This window comes from Henriciella sp. AS95 (genome assembly GCF_038900055.1).
GTDB lineage: Bacteria > Pseudomonadota > Alphaproteobacteria > Caulobacterales > Hyphomonadaceae > Henriciella.
Genome location: NZ_JBBMQM010000001.1, coordinates 3,008,256 through 3,027,076, shown reverse-complemented (window position 1 = coordinate 3,027,076; position 18,821 = coordinate 3,008,256). Strand labels below are relative to the sequence as shown.

11 protein-coding genes are annotated in these 18,821 nt (G+C 60.9%); 4 read left to right on the top strand and 7 right to left on the bottom strand.

Annotation, left to right across the window (positions count from 1 at the left end; genetic code table 11):
• Nucleotides 1–33 precede the first annotated feature (33 nt).
• Nucleotides 34–2,361, bottom strand: a complete 2,328-nt coding sequence (locus WNY37_RS14560; protein ID WP_342974118.1) for a TonB-dependent receptor — start codon at nt 2,359–2,361, stop codon at nt 34–36.
• A gap of 116 nt (nt 2,362–2,477) precedes the next feature.
• Nucleotides 2,478–3,515 carry a helix-turn-helix domain-containing protein gene (locus WNY37_RS14555; protein ID WP_342974117.1) on the bottom strand — a complete coding sequence of 346 codons (1,038 nt, stop codon included), beginning with the start codon at nt 3,513–3,515 and terminating at the stop codon, nt 2,478–2,480.
• Between the two features lie 412 nt (nt 3,516–3,927).
• Here WNY37_RS14555 and WNY37_RS14550 point away from each other — a divergent pair, with 412 nt between their 5' ends.
• Nucleotides 3,928–6,747, top strand: coding sequence for a TonB-dependent receptor (locus WNY37_RS14550; protein ID WP_342974116.1), 2,820 nt, complete (start codon nt 3,928–3,930; stop codon nt 6,745–6,747).
• 118 nt (nt 6,748–6,865) lie between these two features.
• The gene (locus WNY37_RS14545) at nt 6,866–8,374 is read left to right on the top strand and encodes a tryptophan halogenase family protein (RefSeq protein WP_342974115.1); all 1,509 of its coding nucleotides are present in this window, start codon (nt 6,866–6,868) and stop codon (nt 8,372–8,374) included.
• Here WNY37_RS14545 and WNY37_RS14540 read toward each other — a convergent pair.
• Nucleotides 8,350–9,858, bottom strand: coding sequence for a tryptophan halogenase family protein (locus WNY37_RS14540; protein WP_342974114.1), 1,509 nt, complete (start codon nt 9,856–9,858; stop codon nt 8,350–8,352). The genes WNY37_RS14545 and WNY37_RS14540 overlap by 25 nt on opposite strands.
• A gap of 83 nt (nt 9,859–9,941) precedes the next feature.
• On the opposite strand from WNY37_RS14540, the gene WNY37_RS14535 reads away from it, so the two are divergent.
• Nucleotides 9,942–10,652 carry a DUF6445 family protein gene (locus WNY37_RS14535; protein WP_342974113.1) on the top strand — a complete coding sequence of 237 codons (711 nt, stop codon included), beginning with the start codon at nt 9,942–9,944 and terminating at the stop codon, nt 10,650–10,652.
• A 14-nt stretch (nt 10,653–10,666) separates the two neighbouring features.
• Here WNY37_RS14535 and WNY37_RS14530 read toward each other — a convergent pair whose 3' ends face one another.
• The 4 genes from WNY37_RS14530 to WNY37_RS14515 form a co-directional block, all read right to left on the bottom strand.
• Nucleotides 10,667–11,545, bottom strand: a complete 879-nt coding sequence (locus WNY37_RS14530; protein WP_342974112.1) for an ROK family protein — start codon at nt 11,543–11,545, stop codon at nt 10,667–10,669.
• Entirely contained in the window at nt 11,545–12,930 is a 1,386-nt protein-coding gene (locus WNY37_RS14525) for an alpha-amylase family glycosyl hydrolase (RefSeq protein WP_342974111.1), read from the bottom strand. Before WNY37_RS14525 ends, WNY37_RS14530 begins: the two co-directional genes overlap by 1 nt.
• Complete coding sequence (locus tag WNY37_RS14520) at nt 12,927–14,507, bottom strand: MFS transporter (RefSeq protein ID WP_342974110.1); 1,581 nt, start codon at nt 14,505–14,507, stop codon at nt 12,927–12,929. The genes WNY37_RS14525 and WNY37_RS14520 overlap by 4 nt, the downstream gene beginning before the upstream one ends.
• Nucleotides 14,508–14,570: 63 nt before the next feature.
• Nucleotides 14,571–16,631, bottom strand: a complete 2,061-nt coding sequence (locus WNY37_RS14515; protein ID WP_342974907.1) for a glycoside hydrolase family 97 protein — start codon at nt 16,629–16,631, stop codon at nt 14,571–14,573.
• Nucleotides 16,632–16,934: 303 nt separating this feature from the next.
• Between WNY37_RS14515 and WNY37_RS14510 the strand changes: the two genes are divergently transcribed.
• On the top strand, nt 16,935–18,812 hold the full coding sequence (locus WNY37_RS14510) for an alpha-amylase family glycosyl hydrolase (protein WP_342974109.1): 1,878 nt from the start codon (nt 16,935–16,937) through the stop codon (nt 18,810–18,812).
• Nucleotides 18,813–18,821 lie beyond the last annotated feature (9 nt).

Genomic DNA, 18,821 nt, shown 5'->3' with positions numbered 1-18,821 from the left:
CGAGCGCCCACATCCGCCGGGAGGAAACGCAAGCTAGAATTTGTAGTCTATGCCTGCGGTTACGGTACGCGGATCGCCATAGAAGGCGGTCAGCGTGCCTTCGATGCCGAGCGGTGACGCCACGTTCACGAAGTCATAGCCGGCGACGATATACTCTTCGTCGGTCAGGTTCTTGCCGGTGAGCTGGAAGCCCCAGCGGCCATCCTCGGTTTCCCAGCGCACGCTGGCGTCCCAGAGGGTGAACGCTTCCTGGTCGAGTGGGCCAGGCACTTCGAACTGGCTGGAGTCACCGCGATAGGAGAGCTGCGTGTTGAGCAGCAGGTTGCCGCCGGCGAATGGCGTATCGTAGGAAACGCGGCCATTGGCCGTCCAGTCCGGCGTGTTCTGGATGACGCGCTGATCGGCGACATTGTTGCCGAAAGCGTCGATGTACTCGTCAAACTGGGCGTCAAGATAGCCGAGTGACCAGCCGAAGTTCAGAAGGTCGCCAGAGCGGGCCATGTCTTCTGCAACTGTGGCTGTGCCTTCGAATTCAACGCCCCAGATCGTGGCGGCACCGGCATTGGTGGTGACACCCGAGAAGGAGTCCGCGATGCCGTCATCATCGGTGTCGACGCCGATGGAGCCGGGAACCTGGACGTCCTTATAGTCGGAATAGAAGGCTGCGAGACTGTAGTTTACAGCACCGCCGAGCTGGCTTGCCTTATAGCCGATTTCATAGGAGTCGACCTCTTCGGGGTCGAACTGCATGAAGTCGTAGATTTCCTGTTCGGAGAGCGACCCGTCATTGTCCACGTCCGCGGCCGCTGTCGTTTGACCGCGCGGGTCAAAAGAGCCGCCTTTGAAGCCCTGCGAGTATGTCGCGTAGATATTGGTATCCGGCGTCGGCTTGTAGGAAACCGAAACGCGTGGGCTGAAATCATCATAGTCAGCCTCGCCGTTGAAATCCGAAGTGGTTGCGATGAGGAGCGGATCTCCGCCGAAATACTCCGAGAAGCCGCCAATATAGGTGCGGCGAAGCACTCTCGATGTGCGTGTATCTTCGGTGTAGCGGCCACCGAGCGAAACAGACCATTGATCTGTCAGGTCATAGGTGAAGTCACCAAAGATCGACCAGGTTTCCGTGCCGACCTCACCAAAGGTCTGCGCGTTCAGGCCGGGTAGTGGAGGGCTGAGAATGGCGCCGGTTTCGGCGAGCAGCACATCGAACACGGTCGAGGCATTGGCGTCGAGATAGTAGAAACCGATCAGACCGTTCAGGCGGTCACCTGAATAGAGGAATTGAAGCTCCTCGGAAAACTGGTCGTTCTCATAGATGGCCGGGACGTCCACATCGGCTTCCGGCAGCGAGTCGAAGTCGATGGGCGAAGTGCTTTCATCTTCGCGGTAAGCGAGGATGTTCTTGACCGTCCAGTTATCATTGACCTCAAGCTCGGCCACGAGCGAGCCGCCATAGGCTTCGACGCGCTGTTCAATGACATCCAGACCAGCACGCGTGTCGAACACGTCGCCGAGGACCGGATAAGTGAAGGGCGGGAACCGGTCGGCGAGCAGGCGATGGCCCTGGCGGGCATTGGACTTGTCGAGCGAATAGTCAGCCGCTGCGCGCACCTGGAACGTGTCGGAGACATCCAGTTCAGCCGAAAGACGCGCACCGAAGAGCTGCTTGTTGTAGTTTTCGTCGCCGGTGATGATGTTCTCACCGTAGCCATCGCGGTTGAGGCTGGCGACAGAAGCGCCGACGCGGAAATTGTCGGTCACCGGAAGCGACGTCGTCACGATCCCATCGAACTGGTTATAGGTGCCGGCTTTGAGGTTCACTTCATAGGTTGGCGTGTCGGAAAGCTTGCGGGTGACGTATTTGATCGCGCCGCCAATTGTGTTGCGGCCGTAAAGCGTGCCTTGCGGGCCGCGCAGCACCTCGACGCGTTCGACGTCATAGACATCAAGAACGGCGCCCTGTGGACGGTTGAGATAGACGTCATCGACATAGAGGCCGACGCCGGCTTCGAAGCCTGCGACCGGATCCTGCTGGCCAACGCCGCGGATGAAGGCGGACAGGGTCGTATTCGTGCCGCGCGAGACTTCGAGGGTCACGTTCGGCGAGATCTTTGCGATTTCGGTCAGGTCGGCGACGCCAAGGTCGGCCAGCAGGTCGCCATCAAATGCGGAGACCGAGACCGGCACGTCGACAAGGTTCTGCTCGCGGCGCTGGGCCGTGACGGTGACCGTGTTGAAGCGGCGCTGATCGTTGGCTTCTTCGGTGGTGGATGTATCCTGGGCGTGGACAGCGAGACCGGCGGTCAGGGCTGTTGCGGATACGAGTGCGAGACGCACAATGTGCGGCGTGTGGTGTTTCATCTGTTCCTCCCAAAAATGCGACTTTTGCGCAGTGGGGACAGCTTCACCGATTTCTGACAAGTCGATATGACCAACAGCGTCACCGACAGTGAACACTTTCGCTCACGGGGTGTGCGCTAGGACTGGAATTCCTGCGCGAAGGCGGCCGGGGTCAGCCCCTTCCAGCGCTTGAAGGCACGATTGAAGGCGCGGATGTCGGAGTAGCTGAGCTCTTCGGTCGTATGGGCGACAGAGCAGCCGCGTTTCAGCATGGCTTCGGCGCGGCGCAGTTTGGTTTCGAGCAGCAGTTCGCGGAAATGGCTGCCTTCTTCGGACAGGCGGCGGCGATAGGTGGCGACACTGACGCCGAGCTTGCGGGCAACCTCGGTCTGCAGGGTCACGCCGCCATCGATGAGGTCCAGCGTGCGGGCGGTGACGCTCTGGTGGTCGGACAGGGCGCGGCGGTCTTCGAGGTATGAGATGACGCGGGCGAACAGGCCGTCCGTACTGAGGTCGACCTGGTCGCGGATGCGCAGCGGCTGACAGGCGAGGTCGAAGTCGTAGATCAGCTCGTAGGCGGGCGCGCCATAATCGACAGGCACGGTCCAGAACCGGTTCTGGCGCTCGATGACCGGGCCGCGTTTGCGCAGGAGTTTCACCCGTAGCAGCGCTTCGTCCGCGCCGCCATTGGACAGGCTGTCCAGCAGGCAATGGGTCTTGATGAGGAGGCAGTCACCGATGAGCTGCGTCAGCTCCTGATCGCCTCGGAAGCGGTACGGAAACGAGCTGTCATCGACGACAAGCGAGACGCGATTATCAGAGAATCGCAGTGAGTTGTACGCATCGCCATGCATCATGTTGAAATGCTCGACGAGGCTTTCCATTGCGGTGAGCAGCGACTTGGCCTGCTGCAGCTGGGAGACCACGAAGTGGCCGGTCTTGTAGGTCAGCTTGCGGCTGGAAAAGCGGGCCGTGAGGTCATCCGACACCCGGGCGATATCGCGCTGGATCCGAAAGTAATCTGCAATGTTTATTTCAGCTGGGGCTTTGCCGCTATCGGCATTTTCGGCGGGCGGGCCGGAGGCATTTATCAGCGATGCGGTGTCGATACCGCTCGTCTCGGCCAGTTCGAGAATGGGCCGAATCTGCGTCAGAAGGATCGTTGCCTGTGCCATGCCGATTATGTTTCGCTAAACGTCATTGTCGGCGATAAATGTAAATATTGTCCAGAGATGAGCTGTCAGATGTGATCGGGTGAGTGCGGTCGCGCTCGGCAGGGGTGGGCTCACCGGCAAAGCAAACCTGATTGATGTTGCCACGGCTTTGCGCCGGTGGGCAGGCGGGCGAGTGAGCGGCCTGGTCTGCAAGTCTGCGGGCCATGATTCTGGTGAAATTTCCTTCGCATGTGCAGTAATTTGCATCTTCTGCAATCAGATATCAGTATTTTGCAAAATAATAAAAACAAGCAAAAACATTGTATTAAATGGATATGCGCAGGCCGGGCTTCGAAAAGGGTTTGCAGGTTTTGCGCAAATTTGCGATAAAGGGGCATGCGGCGTTGATAAGCTCGCTGTCAGGGAGGAAATTATGGGTTTTTCGAATTCGGTTCGAGGCCGGCTGCTTATGGGCGCCGCCACAAGTGTTCTCTTTTTCGCAGGCGCGCCTGCCATGGCGCAGGATGCCGATGAGGCGGTCACGGTCGATCAGTCTGGCGACCAGTCTGTCGATGAGGATGACACCGCGCGGCTGAGCACCATCACCGTCAAAGGGATCAAGGGGTCGATCCAGAACTCCCTGAACACCAAGAAGAACGAGACCTCGATCGTCGAAGCGATTTCGGCCGAAGACATCGGCAAGCTGCCGGACCTGTCCATTGCTGACTCGCTGGCGCGCCTTCCGGGTGTGACGGCGCAGCGTGTTCGCGGTCGCTCGCAACAGATCTCCATCCGCGGCCTCGGCCCGGATTTCTCGCTCGCCCTGTGGAATGGCCGCGAAGTGGTCTCCGCCGGCAATAATCGCGGCGTTGAGTTTGACCAGTTCCCGTCCGAGCTTGTCGCGCAGGGTGTCGTCTACAAGACGCCGGATGCGACGCTTGCGGCCACGGGCATTGCGGGCGCTGTTGACCTGCGGACCGTTCGCCCACTCGATTATACCGACCGCAAGCTCAACTTCTCGGCCAAGTACAGCGTCAATGACAATGGCCAGCTGAACCCGGACTTCGACGATGATGGCTACCGCTTCTTCGGGTCGTATATCGACCAGAACGCGGCTGGCACGATCGGCTGGTCGCTAGCGGCGACGGTCCAGTCCAACCCGACGCAGTATTTCTCACGCGAACTGAAGACCAATTCCGGCCAGACCTCGGTCGATCCGGCCACCGGTCTCGTCTATCCGACGGACAATCCGCGCACAGGCGTCGTGTCGCGTGACTTTGAACGCACGTCAGTGGCGGGCGCGCTGGAATTCGAACCGAATGATCGCTGGCGCACAACGATTGACGCGTTCTACACCGACACGGAGGACTCCGGTATTTTCCGCGGTGTCGAAACCCCGCTCGCAAGCTGGTCGACGGCTGACTTCATCGGCACGGGCGGCAATTCCGGCTTTGCTGATGCGGCCGCCTATGACGATGTCACGGCGTTCCTGCGCACCGACGAAGAAGGCAACACGGCAGAGATCTGGGCGCTCGGCCTGAACACCTCATATGAACTGACCGATCGCCTCACCGTTACCGGCGACTATTCGCGGTCGACCCTCGACCGCAATGACATCGATTACGAGTCGTATGCCGGTACCGGATTTGCCGGCGCAGGCCCGACGGATCAGATGATCTTCGGTTTCCCGAATGACGGCACCTACAACATCATTCACGGCCTCGACTATACTGATCCGGGCACGGTTCTGCTGACCGATCCGGGCGGCTGGGGCCAGGTCGGCTTCATCAAGGAGCCGAAGATCGAGGACGAGCTCGACCAGCTGCGGCTTGAGGCCGAGTATGAGGTCGACATGCCGTTCATCTCAGGCCTGACCGGCGGCTATCTCTATACGACGCGCGAGAAGAGCTATGACTCCAATGAGGCCTTCCTGCGCGCCGGGCCGAGCTTCGTGAACGGTTCGCTGACCATTCCGGACAATATCATCGCGGGCAAGACCGATTCCGGCGATATCGGCTTCGATATCATCGCCTATCGCACCGGCCGGCTGGTCAATGACGGCACCTATACGGTTGAGGATGCCAACGATACCGAGTGGACCGTCGAGGAAGACATTTCCACCCTCTACGCCATGGCCAGTATTGACGACGAAGTGTCCGGCATTCCGGTGCGCGGCAATGTCGGTTTCCAGTATGTCGATACCGAGCAGTCCTCAACCGGCACGCTGACGGCGGCGGGTGAGCGCACGGTGTCGTATGATTACACCAAATTCCTGCCGAGCATGAACCTCAGCTTCGAAGTCTCGCCCGACACGTTCGTGCGGGTCGGCGCGGCGAAGACGGTGACGCGGGCCCGGCTCGACCAGATCGCGGCGAACCAGACGATCGCAACATCGAACATGGTCTGCGTCGACGGCGCTGATGCTGACTCGCTTGTGGATGGCGCGGTTCCAGGGACCGGCCCCGGCGGTCTGGCCTATAACGGCGCCAATAATGTGTGCTTCACGCTTAGCGGCGGCAATCCTGTGCTGGAGCCCTATGAATCGACCTCTTTGGACCTGGCGTTCGAGCGGTATTTCGACTCCACCACGGCGCTCTCGGTCGCCCTGTTCCACAAGGAGCTGGACAACTGGGTCGTCAGCTATCGCCGCGCGCCGATCGATCTCTCCGACCTTCTGGCGGAGAGTGGGCTCGGTGACCAGATCCTCGTGACCAATCCTGAATTTGCGTTCGGCGCGCAGGATGGTCCGGAGAATGCGGCGTCCGGATCGATCAGCGGGATCGAAGCGACGCTTCGCATGAGCCTTGACCGGTATCTGCCGGAAGCGCTGGAAGGCTTCGGCTTCAATGCAAGCTACACCTATGCAGACAGCAGCCTCGACTTTAACGGCCAGGATATCGACATTCCGGGATATTCCGACCAGGTCTGGTCTGGCGATATCTACTACGAAAATCACGGCTTCCGTGCCCGGGTCAGCGCCCGTCACCGCTCGGAATTCCTGTCCGAAGTGCAGAACTTCGACGGGTCGCTTTCCGGCGCCATCGCGCAGGGTGAGACGATTGTCGACATGCAGGTCGGCTATGAGTGGGAGCAGGGACCGCTGGAAGGCTTCGGCGTGAACTTCGAAGTGTTCAACCTGACCGACGAGCCATTCGTGACCGAGAACCGGACCGTCGACCCCGGCGTGACTTTCCCGAGCCGTCACGAACTGTACGGCACAACCTACAACATCACGGTGTCCAAGTCCTTTTAAGGGCCCATGATGTTTCCTCCCGGATTGGGCCTGTTCTCCGCAAGGAGGGCGGGCCCTTTCTGTTTGGGGGCTGCGAGCGTAGTCTGATGCTGTTGGATTGTTGCAAAAGAGGCGAGGCGTGAGCGCTCAGCAGATCAGCAAGGTGGTGATTGTCGGCGGCGGGACCGCCGGCTGGATCACGGCGGCGGCGATGTCGCGCCTGCTGCCGTCTGCCATCGATATTGTCCTGGTGGAATCCGACGCGATCGGGACGGTTGGCGTTGGCGAGGCGACGATCCCGCAGATCCGGCGGCTGAATGGGGTGCTTGGTCTTGATGAGGATGATTTTGTCCGCAAGACGCGCGCGACCTTCAAACTGGGCATCGAGTTCAACAATTGGGGCCATCGCGGCGAGCGTTATCTGCATACATTTGGCGATCCGGGCATCAATCTGGCCAGCCTGCAGTTTCATCAGTACTGGCTGAAGGCGCGGGCCGACGGGAATGAGGCGAGCCTCTGGGATTATTCGCTGCACCATAAAGTGGCGTATGCGAACAAATTCGGGCGGATGGATCGTGTCGGCAATACGTCGATGACGGGCCTCGCCTATGCGTTTCACTTCGATGCGGGGCTGTATGCGGCCTATCTGCGCCACTATGCAGAGAAGGAGGGCGTCAGGCGCATCGAGGGGACGATCAATGATGTCGCGCTCGATGGCGAGAGCGGGTTTATCAAGTCGGTCGGGCTGGAGAGCGGCGACAGTGTCGAGGGCGACCTGTTCATTGATTGCTCCGGGTTTCGCGGCCTTCTGATCAATGGATCGCTGGGCGTTGGTTATCGCGACTGGTCGAAATGGCTGCCCTGCAACAAGGCGGTGGCGGTCGGCTGCGAGCGCAAGAATCCGCTTATTCCGTACACGAAAGCAACGGCGCATGGCGCGGGCTGGCAGTGGCGTATCCCGCTGCAGCACCGCACCGGCAATGGCCATGTCTTCTGCGACAGCTTCATGGATGTTGATGAGGCAACCGGCATCCTGCTGGCCAATCTCGACGCGGACGCGATTGGCGAACCGCGCCCGATTGGCTTCACGACCGGGCGGCGCGAGCAGTTCTGGAAGAAGAATTGTGTGTCCATCGGCCTGTCGAGCGGCTTTCTTGAGCCGCTGGAATCGACGTCGATCCACCTGATCCAGTCGAATGTTTCACGGCTGATCGAGCTGTTCCCGTCGGCGGGGTTCGAGCCGGCCGTTATTGACGAATATAATCGCCAGGTCGCGCATGAATATGAGCTGGTGAGGGACTTCCTGATCCTGCACTATCATCGCACCGACCGGGGTGACACGGAGTTCTGGCGCTATTGCGCGAACATGGATGTGCCAGACTCGCTCCGTGCAAAGATGGCGTTGTTTGAGGCAGGCGGTCGGCTCTACAAGGATGCAGAAGACCTGTTCCGCGAGTCGAGCTGGGTGCAGGTCATGGTCGGGCAGGGGCTGATCCCGACGGGGTATCACGCCATGGCAGATCGTCTGTCATCGGATCAACTTCAGCGAATGCTGCAAGACATCAAGGCGATCATCGCAAAGGCGGAAGCATCACTGGCGTCGCATGGCGATTTCATCGCCGCTCATTGCAATGCCGATTTGCAATAGCGTTCGATGAAGTCGCGGTGGTCCGGCATGGCGGCGACGGCGTCGTCCATCGCCTTGCGGACCTGTTGCAGACGCTCCTGAACCGGGACCGATGGGCGAAGGCCTGAAAGGGCCGGCGGGCGCTCTGGATGGATGCCCTGGCCGATGTAGACGGCGATCCAGCTTGGATTGTGAAAGAGCTCGCGCTCGTCCGAGACGATCATGCCGTGCGTGCGGAAATGGTCGATCTTGTATTGCAGGCGTTCGGGGATCTCCATGTCGGCGCAATAACGCCAGAATGCGTCGTCCCGGCGCTTGGTGGCCTTATAATGCAGGATGAGGAAGTCGCGGATGCGCTCATACTCGGCGGCGGTCAGCGCGTTGTATTCATTCCGCAAAAGTGGCGACATATCCCTGGCCGGGAACATGGCGAGCAGGCGCATGATGCCATACTGGATGAGGTGAAGGCTGGTCGATTCCAGCGGCTCCATGAAGCCTGCCGAGAGGCCAATGGCGACGACGTTTTTATTCCAGAATTGCTTGCGCCGGCCGGTCTGGAATTTGATGTGGCGCGGGTCCGCCAGGGGCTCGCCTTCGATGGAGGCGAGGAGTTCGGCTTCGGCGTCGTCCGCGGAGAGGTGGTCGCTGCAATAGACATAGCCGTTGCCGATGCGGTGCTGCAGCGGGATGCGCCACTGCCAGCCGGCTGTCTTGGCGGTAGACTTCGTGTACGGATCAAGTCTTCCGGAGGGTTTGCAGGCCACGGCGACGGCGCGGTTGCAGGGGAGCCAGTGCGACCAGTCTTCGAAACCGGTTTTGAGGGTCTTTTCGATGAGAAGGCCGAAGAAGCCGGTGCAATCGATGAAGAGGTCACCGGAGATGGTCTCGCCGCTCTTCATGCTGACGGACTGGACGAAGCCGGTCTCACTGTCTTGTGCCGCGCCGGTGACGCGGCCTTCGAGACGGCGCACGCCGCGCGCTTCGGCGTATTTGCGCAGATAGCGGGCATAGAGCGTCGCGTCGAAATGGTAGGCATAGTCGAAGGTCGACTGGATGAGGCGTTTTTCGCGGGCCGGGTGCTGGAACTTGCCGGCGGCAGCGGCTTCCCAGGCCATGGAATAGGTGTCGAGGTCGCCGGTGCGTCCGGCGACGAATTCGCGGATCCAGTACTGGTAGAAGGGCACCTCGTCGAACTCGGCGCCGTACTGGCCGAAGGGGTGAAAATAGGCCTCGCCCTTGCGGTGCCAGTCGATGAACTGGATGCCGAGTTTGAAGGTGCCGCTGGTCTCTTTCAGGAAGGTCGCCTCGTCGATGCCGAGGCGGGAATTGAAGTATTTCACCGGCGGAATGGTTGCTTCGCCGACGCCAATTGTGCCGATCTCTTCAGACTCGATGAGCGTGATGTTGCAGGCGCCCTGCGTGGCATTGGCGAGCGCGGCCGCTGTCATCCAGCCGGCCGATCCGCCGCCGACGATCACAATGTCTTTCACGGCATCTGCGGTCATTGTGAGATCCTGCATCGCATATGGGTTTGCGGGTGGACGCGGCCTGTTATAAATCGCATCGACCTGGCCAGCACAGAGGACAAATGAGCGAGAAGAGCACTCTTGAAGACGCGCTGGACAGCGGCGTGGTGACGGTTGAGCGCCCCGGCGAGGAGGGCGAACCGGTCGTGATTATCGACGGTTTCTCGCTCAATCCGGACAGTTTGCTCAAACGCGGACGCGAGGCGGATTATGGCGATGGCGGGAAGCATTATCCCGGCCAGCGCGCGCCGGCCCCTTCGGTCTATCTGCGCGAGCGGATGAATTTGCTTCAGGCGGTGCTGACCGAGGTGTTCGGCATGGATGCCGGGGCGAGCCTGGTCGAGAGCAATTTCTCGATTGTGACGACGCCGCCCGACCGGCTGACGGCGATCCAGCGCGTGCCGCACTTTGACAGCACCGATCCCAGCTATCTTGCGCTGCTGCATTATCTCTGCGGGCCGGAAGAGGGCGGGACGAGCTTTTACCGTCACCGGGCGACGGGGTTCGAGACGATCGATGCGTCGCGTCTCGATACCTATACCGGCATGCTGCAGAGCGAAGTGCGTGAATTCGGGCTTCCGAAGAGACAGTACTTTTCTGGAACTGACCAGCAGTTCGAACGAATTGGCGGCGTTGAAGCCCGGTTCAATCGCATGGTTCTCTATCGCGGCTACCGCCTGCATTCGGGCGATATTTCGCGGCCGGAACTGATTGGCGCGCCGGGTGCCGAGCCGCGGCTGACGGTGAATACGTTTCTCGCCGCCAAAGGGTAGGGTGCCGGGCGATGTCATCGGTCGACCGCATCTCTTGCGGCTTGCTGCGCGAGTAGCAGCGCGCCGCTGATCCCGGCATCATCGCCGAGGGCTGGCGGGACGATATAATCTGACAGGTCACCTGAAAGATCACCGCGTGTGACATAGCCGGCGAGGCGGTCGGCGGTCTGTTCGCGGACAGCTTCGATCAGGCCCGGGGTTTTCATGACGCCGCCGCCGAAGATAATCCGGCCCGGCATGTGAGACAGGATGAGGGTGAGGGCGAGTTGGGACAGATAGGTCGCTTCCAGCGCCACTTCGCCCTCGCCGAGCCTGGACAGCGGCGCGCCCCAGCGCGCTTCGATGGCGGGGCCGGACGCGAGGCCTTCAAGGCAATCGGCATGGAAGGGGCAGTGGCCGCCATAGCTGTCATAGGCGTCGCGCTGGACCGGGATGTGGCCCATCTCATAATGGCCGGTCCCGGTGCGCACGCGGCCCTCATGAACGATGCCAGCGCCGATGCCCGTGCCGACCGTGACATAGGCGAGCGTCCGTTTGTGCCGGCCAGCGCCGTAGCTGTATTCGGCCAGGCAGGCGCCGGAGACGTCGCTTTCGATAGCGAAAGGCGTGGTGAAGGCTGACATGGCGTTCACCCAGGACGCGCCTGCCCAGCCCGGTTTTGGCGTGTTCAACACGTCGCCATAAGTCTTCGACCGCTTGTCGATGTCGACTGGGCCGAAGGCGGCGATTCCTACGGAACGGATGGCTTTTTGCGCCGAAAAGAAGTCCTGGATGTGGGCGAAGGTCTCTTCAGGGCTTGTGGTCGGGATCTCGATCCGCTCGCGGATATGGGCCGGGTGTTCTGCAACGGCGCAGACCATCTTGGTTCCGCCTGCCTCAATCCCTGCCAGCATCAGCCATCCTGTCGTACAAACACCCTGTAGCGCCAGGCTGGCAGGGTAAGCTCGGTCGCGCCTGTTATGGTCAGCGCCTCGCCAGAGAAGTGGTCTACATAGCTGCCAGCATATGGGCCATCGGTAAAGCTTGCCGTTTGGGCTGTGGGCGAGAGGTTCATGACGACGAAGACGCCGCCATTCTCATCGAGACGTGTAAAGCTGAGCACGTCTTCGGGCGCCGTGTTGACGACGGGGACCATGCGCGCACCGGCCGCGCCATTGTGAAGGGCGGTGGTTTGCGTCTTCAGGTCGATGAGGGATTTGAAGAGGTCTGCGATGGGGTGGTCGCGCCAGGCGATCGGGTCCTTTTCGAAGAATTCGAGCTGTTTGGTGTTGTAGGCTTCCTGGCCGTTATAGATGAGCGGCAGGCCCTCACCGACGAAGGAGAGGACGATGGCGCTCTCATAGGCCGGGCCATAGAAATCCGGCGCGGCGGCATCCCAAGAATTCTGGTCGTGATTGGATGTGTAGGTCATCCGGTAGGCGTCGTGCGGCCAGACGCTTTCATTCTCGGAATAGTAGCCGAAGAGGGCATTCGCCCTGGCTTCGCCTTTGCCGATATCGTGCATGGTGTTCTTCCAGTCCCAGGCATAGGAGGCATCGAAGGCTTTGCGGTGGATGTCGCGCTGGTCGAACTCACCCAGCATGAAGACGGGTTTTACGGTTTCTAGATCGGCGCGGACTTCTTCCCAGAAGTCGAGCGGGATGTAGCCCGCGACATCGCAGCGGAAGCCGTCGACGCCAACTTCCTCGACCCAGTAGCGCATGGCGCTGGCCATGTATTCGCGCAGTTCCGGGTGGGAATAATCGAGGTCGATAATGTCGGACCAGTCCCACCAGCGGGTTGGCATGAAGTTGCCGTCCCAGTCGCGCTCATACCAGTCGGGGTGCTGCTCAACGAGCGGATTGTCCCAGGCGGTGTGGTTGGCGACCCAGTCGAGGATGACGTGCATGCCGCGGGCATGGGCCGCGTCTATGAAGGATTTGAGGTCATCCTCCGTGCCGAATTCCGGGTTCACGCCGTAATAGTCTTTGACGGAATAGGGAGAGCCGAGGCTGCCTTTGCGGTTCTTCTCGCCGATCGGGTGGATGGGCATCAGCCAGATGATGTCGACGCCGAGGTCGGCAAGCCGGTCGAGCTCAAGTTCGGCGGCGGCGAAGGTGCCTTCTTCGGTGAACTGGCGGGTATTCAGCTGGTAGAGGACGGCGTCATCGGCCCAGTCAGGATGGTCGAGCTGGACGTAGGGTTCGGGTTGCCAGCGGCTGGCGGTTGGCGTGGCAGGTGCGGTCGCGCAAGCGGAGAGGACGAGGGCGGCGAGGGCGGTCGAGACGAGGCGCATCATTCAGCTCCGAGGGGTTCAGGTGAGGCGTCTTCCGGCACATCCGAGACGAACAGGACGGCGATGGCCGCGCAGGTGAAAGAGCCGGCGGCAATGGCGAACGCCCAGATGGGTTCGTTGCCGAAGAAGGTGCGCAGGAGGAAGCCGAGCAGGGTCGCGGCGACGAGCTGCGGGACCACGATGAAGATGTTGAAGATGCCCATATAGACGCCCATTTTCCGGGCCGGGACAGAGCCTGCGAGGATGGCGTAAGGCACCGAGACGATGGCTGCCCATGCGACGCCGACACCGATCATTGGCAGGGACAGCGGGGCCGGATCCTTGATGAGGATCATCCCGGCAAAGCCGAACGCGCCGAGGAGAAGGCAGACCGCGTGAAGCTTCCTGCGGTCGACCTGCGCGGCGAGCCAGATGATGGCGAGGGCGGCGGCGGCTGCGACGCCATTGCGGACAGCGCCAAGCAGCGCCCACCAGTTGCCGGCCTCCTGATAGAGCGCGGTTGTGGCGTCTGTCGTGCCGTAATGATGGTCGGCAACGGCGGGCGTGCCGTAGATCCACATGGCGAAGAGCCCGAACCAGGAGAAGAACTGCACGACCGCCAGCTGGCGCATGGTGAGCGGCATGCGGAAGAGGTCACCCACGACCTCCATGAATCCGTTCTTGTCCTTGCCGGCTGAGCGCATCAGGCCGGCGACGATCTGGACGAGGCCGAAGCCTGCGATCAGGGCGGCGAAGACGTAAAGGTCCTGTTTGAACTCGACATTGCCGAGCCAGGAGAGCCAGTCTGGGCGTGGGTCAGCCATGGCACCATGGAAGAAGAGGCCGAGCAGGGCGCCGATGATGAGCCAGATGGCGCCGCCGATGAAGAACGCGTTCGACGTGCGGGGCGGGGCCGTCGCTTCGATCTCCTCGCCAAGGCCGAGGGCGTCGCGGCGGGCGGCTTCGAATTGCTCCATCTGCTCAGGCGAGTATTCCGGCGTGGTGAGCACGGTCAGCAGGACCGCGAGGAAGAGGGCCGCGCCGCCGACATAGAAGGCGATGTGCACGGTCATCGGGATTTCGCCTTCGGGGGCGGTATTGGCGACGCCAAACTCGGTCAGCAGCCAGGGCAGCGCGCCGGCGAGGACTGCGCCGACGCCGATAAAAAAGCTCTGCATCGCATAGCCGGTGGTGCGTTGCCGGTCTGGCAGCATGTCGCCGACAAAGGCGCGGGTCGGCTCCATGGTGATGTTGAGCGAGGCGTCGAGAATCCAGAGCATGCCGGCGGCCATCCAGAGGGTCGGCGAGTTCGGCATGATGAAAAGCGCACAGCTCGCCAGGATCGCGCCGGCGAGAAAATAGGGGCGGCGGCGGCCAAGGCGGCCCCAGGTCTTGTCGGAGAAATGGCCGATGATCGGCTGGATGATGAGGCCGGTCAGGGGCGCGGCGATCCAGAGAATGGCAAGCGAGTCCATCTCCGCGCCGAGCGTCTGGAAGATGCGGCTCATATTGCCGTTCTGCAGGTCGAAACCGATCTGGATGCCGAGGAATCCGAAACACATGTTCCAGATCTGGCCGAAACTCAGCTTGGGCTTGTGCATCTCATTCCTCCCGGCCGCGGCGCCTCTTTTATCAGGATCGGGCGCTCATGGCTTGTTGTTGGCTTATTCGCGGCTGCCGGTTTCGGCGACCAGGCGGATCGCAGCGCCGCCGCCGCGTGCGAGCCATACCTCGATTTCATCCCCGGACGTAACAGCGCGGGTTTCGATGATCACCGGGTATGGGTTGATGTTCCAGGAGGCGAAGTCGCCGTCGCGGTAAATCTCTGCGCGGTAGGTGACGCCGTCTTCGAGGAAGTCGAGCGGGATGCTCACGGTGCGGGCATATTCGTCGGTGACAGCGCCGATATACCAGTCCGGGCTGCCGCGTTCCTGACGGGCCTGGACGAGATAGTCGCCGACCTCACCCATCAGCGCGATGGAATTTTCCCAGTCGGCAGGTACGTCGCGGATGAACTGGAAGGGCTCGGGGTTGGCGTCGTAATTCTCGGGCAGGTCGGCCGCCATCTGCAGGGGGCTGTAGAGGGTGACGTAGAGGGCGAGCTGTTTGGCGAGCGTGGTCTGGACGCGGTTTTCAGCGTCCTGTCCGTTTGGCATCAGGTCAAAGATGCCGGGCGTGTAGTCTGCCGGGCCGGCGAGCATGCGGGTAAACGGCAGGATGGCCTGATGCTCCACCGGGTTGGGCGGGCTGCCCCATGCGTTGAACTCCATCCCGCGAACGCCCTCGCGGCTGACGGCGTTCGGATAGGTGCGGCGAAGGCCGGTATCCTTGATCGGCTCATGTGCATTGACGGCGATGCCATAGGCATGCGCGCGCTCAAGGACTTTGAGGTCATGAACGACGCGTTCCTGAGCGTCGTGGCGGGTGTAGCGGCGGATGCCATCTTCATCGTGGATGACGAGATCGCTCTCATCGGCGACATAGCCGGTTTTGACGGCGTGTACGCCCATATCCTTGTAGAGCTGGAAAGCGTCTTCGAGCTGGGCTTCATAGTTTGCGATATTGGCGGAAGTTTCATGGTGGCCGATCAGCTGGACGCCGATCTCGCGGCCATAGTCGGTGATCTCCTTGATGTCGAAATCGGGATAGGGCTCTGCGAAGCGGAAGAGCTCGCCATTGTTGAACCAGTCGCCATCCCAGCCGACATTCCAGCCTTCGACGAGGACGCCGTCAAAGCCGTTCCTGGCCGCAAAATCCATATAGCGCTTGGTGTTCTCGGTGGTCGCACCATGGTTCGGGCCAGAGCCCCATGTGTATTTGTTGATGTGCATGCCCCACCAGATGCCGATGTATTTTCCCGGCTTGAAATAGGAGGTGTCGCCGAGCTTGTTCGGCTCATTAAGGTTCAGATAGATGTCCGAGCCATTGATCAGACCGGCGGCAGTGTCGGCGATCTGGATGACGCGCCATGGGGTTTTGAACGCGCCGCTCACGCGGACCTTTACGCCGTCATGGCGCGGGGCGAGTTCGGCCTCGAGGACGCCGGCGCGGCGCTGGTCGAGCCACATGCCGGCATAGTCGACAAGGGCGGCCTCGTGGATCGCGATGTACGGCCCGTCCTGGTCATCGAGCTTGACGGTGTAGGGCGTGTGGACGCGGTAGATGTCGCGGACCGGGGTGGTCTTGTAGATGTATTCGTAGCGGTTGAACTCGCCGGCGGGCGTCCACCAGGACTTGCCGTCCGGCGTGATCGAGAATTCGGTGATTTCGTCGACGAGGGCGCGCTCACCTGTGTCCGGCACTTCATAGCGGAAGCCGACGCCGGTATCGAAGACGCGGGCACGAAGCGTGTAGGTGCGGCCCGAACCGTCATCGGCGGTGAAGGTGGCGGCGACTTCCCTGTGATTGTCGCGAACGAAGTGCTTCTCGCCCCATGGCTGTTCCCAGGTTTCGTCCTTGCGGGTTTCGGAACTGCTCGTGAGGTTGAGGCCGCGATCGAGGTCAGCGCCCTTGGCGAAGCGCAGGCCCAGTCTGGATTCTGCGACGATTTCCTCGCCGCCGCGGGTGATGGTGTAGAAGGGCTGGCCGCCGCGGGAGCCGACGGTGAGTTCGGTGCGCCCGTCAGGAGAGCTGGTCTTGACCACGGAGAGGTTTGCGTCGGCGGTGGCCTCAGCGCTGGCCTGCTGCTGGAAGGGGAGGCCGGAGATTTGCGGGCCGGCAGCCATGAGGATCGCGGCGAACGCGGCCGGAATCGGGCGGACGATGGAATGGGTCTTCATGGTCGCTTCTCCCCTGAGCGTTTTTGCCAGAGTGCGCTGCAAACTTTTGCAAGTCAATTCCAAATTTGGTTCGTGCCCTGGTTTGTGGATCTTCTGAGTCGGGGCGCTTGGTTTCGCCAAAAGGTCAATGTTCACAATAGAAGTAACTTGATATCAGAAATTGGTTTTCATGCATTTCTCTTCGTGTTAGCTATGCAAAAAATTGCGGAACGTAAGATTCCGTGGCAAGATGCAGTGAGGGAGAAAAGCATGGCAAGGACTCGATTGTCACGGCTGCGACAGCCCATGATTGCGGCAAGCCTGATGATGGCGGCGTGCACGACGACGCATGCCCAGCCCTCGCCTGAAGCTGACACTTATCAGACCCGGCTGCCGCAGGATGAGGTGATCTACTTCGTCATGCCGGACCGCTTCGAGAATGGTGATCCGTCCAATGATCGGGGTGGCATTGACGGTGACCGGCTGGCCCATGGGTTCGACCCGGCGGATAATGGCTTCTTCCATGGCGGTGACCTGAAAGGCCTGACAGACCGGCTCGATTATATCCAGGCCCTCGGTGCGACGGCGATCTGGCTGACGCCGATCTTCGAGAACAAGGCCGTGCAGGGCCCACCTGGCATGGAATCGGCGGGCTATCATGGCTACTGGATTACGGACTTTCTGAATGTCGATCCGCACATCGGGACGCGCGAGGACTTCAAGGCTTTTGTGGACGCTGCGCATGCGCGGAACATGAAGGTCTATATGGACATCATCACCAATCACACGGCCGATGTGATCCAGTATCGCGAATGTAGTGAAAGCCCCGCGCCGGGCGATGAGGTCGGCGAGGAGGGGTGCGTCTATCGCAGCGTCGGGGCCTATCCCTGGACGAGCGAGGGTGGGCCGGATGGTCCGCGTATCAATGACGGGTTTGCTGGCGCATCCGTCATGACAGCGGAGAATTTCGAAGCGCTGGACAATCCGGACTGGGCCTATCACCCCTTCGTTCCGGAGGCCGAAGCCAAGATCAAGAACCCGGCTTGGCTCAACGATGTGCTGCTCTACCACAATCGCGGCAATTCCGCCTTCGAGGGCGAAAGCTCGCGCATGGGGGATTTTGCCGGGCTGGATGATCTGATGACCGAAGACCCGCGCGTGGTTGAAGGTTTCATCGACATTTACAAGCAATGGATTACGGACTTTCGCGTCGATGGTTTTCGCATCGATACGGTCAAGCATGTGAACCCGGAATTCTGGGCGGCGTTTTCGCCGGCGATTGTCGAACACGCGAAGAGCCTCGGGATCGAGCACTTCCATGTTTTTGGCGAAGTCTATGAGTTCGACCCGGGGCTTCTTGCGACATATACGAGGCGGGACAAACTGCCTGCAGTGCTCGATTTTGCGTTTCAGGGCGTTGTGCGGGACCTCATCGTGAATGGTGCCCCGGCGCGAAACATGGAGCACCTCTTCGAGGTCGACCATGCCTATGCGAATGGCCCGGAGACTGCAGCGATCCTGCCGACTTTCCTCGGCAATCACGATATGGGTCGGTTTGCGGGATTCCTGCGTGAGGCGGATCCGGAGATGGGGGATGAAGAGATGCTGGCACGGACCGAGCTGGCGCACGCCATGCTGATGTTCTCACGCGGCGTGCCGACCATCTATTATGGCGACGAGCAGGGATTTGTCTCCGATGGCGACGATCGCGGGGCGCGCGAGGACATGTTCGAGAGCCAGGTGCCGGACTATAATGACAATGTCCTGATTGGCACCGGCAAGACGACCGCCGACGATAATTTCGACACGGGCCATCCGCTCTTCGCGGCGATTTCCGACATGTCTGCGATCCGGCAGGGTCATGCGGGCTTGCGCCGGGGTGAGCAGATTGTGCGTCACTCCGATCTTGAGGGCGGGCTGATTGTCCTGTCGCGCCTCCATGAAGGGCGCGAATATCTCATCGCGTTCAATGCGAGCGAGGAAGAGCGCAGCGAATTCGTTGGTGTTTCGGCCGCGGCCACGAACTGGTCGTCGCTGCACGGGGCGTGCGCGGCCCGGTCTGCGGCGCCCGGCAGTTATGGCGTTGAGGTTGCGCCGCTCGATTATCTTATCTGTTTCAGTGATCTGGAGGAGGTCTCCGGTGAGTGATTTGACGAT

Bases quoted from the DNA above. Each gene is read 5' to 3' on its own strand.
- WNY37_RS14525 (WP_342974111.1), bottom strand. From the start codon at position 12,930: ATGATGCGCCTCGTCTCGACCGCCCTCGCCGCCCTCGTCCTCTCCGCT.
- WNY37_RS14530 (WP_342974112.1), bottom strand. From the start codon at position 11,545: ATGCTGGCAGGGATTGAGGCAGGCGGAACCAAGATGGTCTGCGCCGTT.
- WNY37_RS14550 (WP_342974116.1), top strand. From the start codon at position 3,928: ATGGGTTTTTCGAATTCGGTTCGAGGCCGGCTGCTTATGGGCGCCGCC.
- WNY37_RS14535 (WP_342974113.1), top strand. From the start codon at position 9,942: ATGAGCGAGAAGAGCACTCTTGAAGACGCGCTGGACAGCGGCGTGGTG.
- WNY37_RS14520 (WP_342974110.1), bottom strand. From the start codon at position 14,507: ATGCACAAGCCCAAGCTGAGTTTCGGCCAGATCTGGAACATGTGTTTC.
- WNY37_RS14540 (WP_342974114.1), bottom strand. From the start codon at position 9,858: ATGACCGCAGATGCCGTGAAAGACATTGTGATCGTCGGCGGCGGATCG.
- WNY37_RS14515 (WP_342974907.1), bottom strand. From the start codon at position 16,631: ATGGCTGCCGGCCCGCAAATCTCCGGCCTCCCCTTCCAGCAGCAGGCC.
- WNY37_RS14560 (WP_342974118.1), bottom strand. From the start codon at position 2,361: ATGAAACACCACACGCCGCACATTGTGCGTCTCGCACTCGTATCCGCA.
- WNY37_RS14510 (WP_342974109.1), top strand. From the start codon at position 16,935: ATGGCAAGGACTCGATTGTCACGGCTGCGACAGCCCATGATTGCGGCA.
- WNY37_RS14555 (WP_342974117.1), bottom strand. From the start codon at position 3,515: ATGGCACAGGCAACGATCCTTCTGACGCAGATTCGGCCCATTCTCGAA.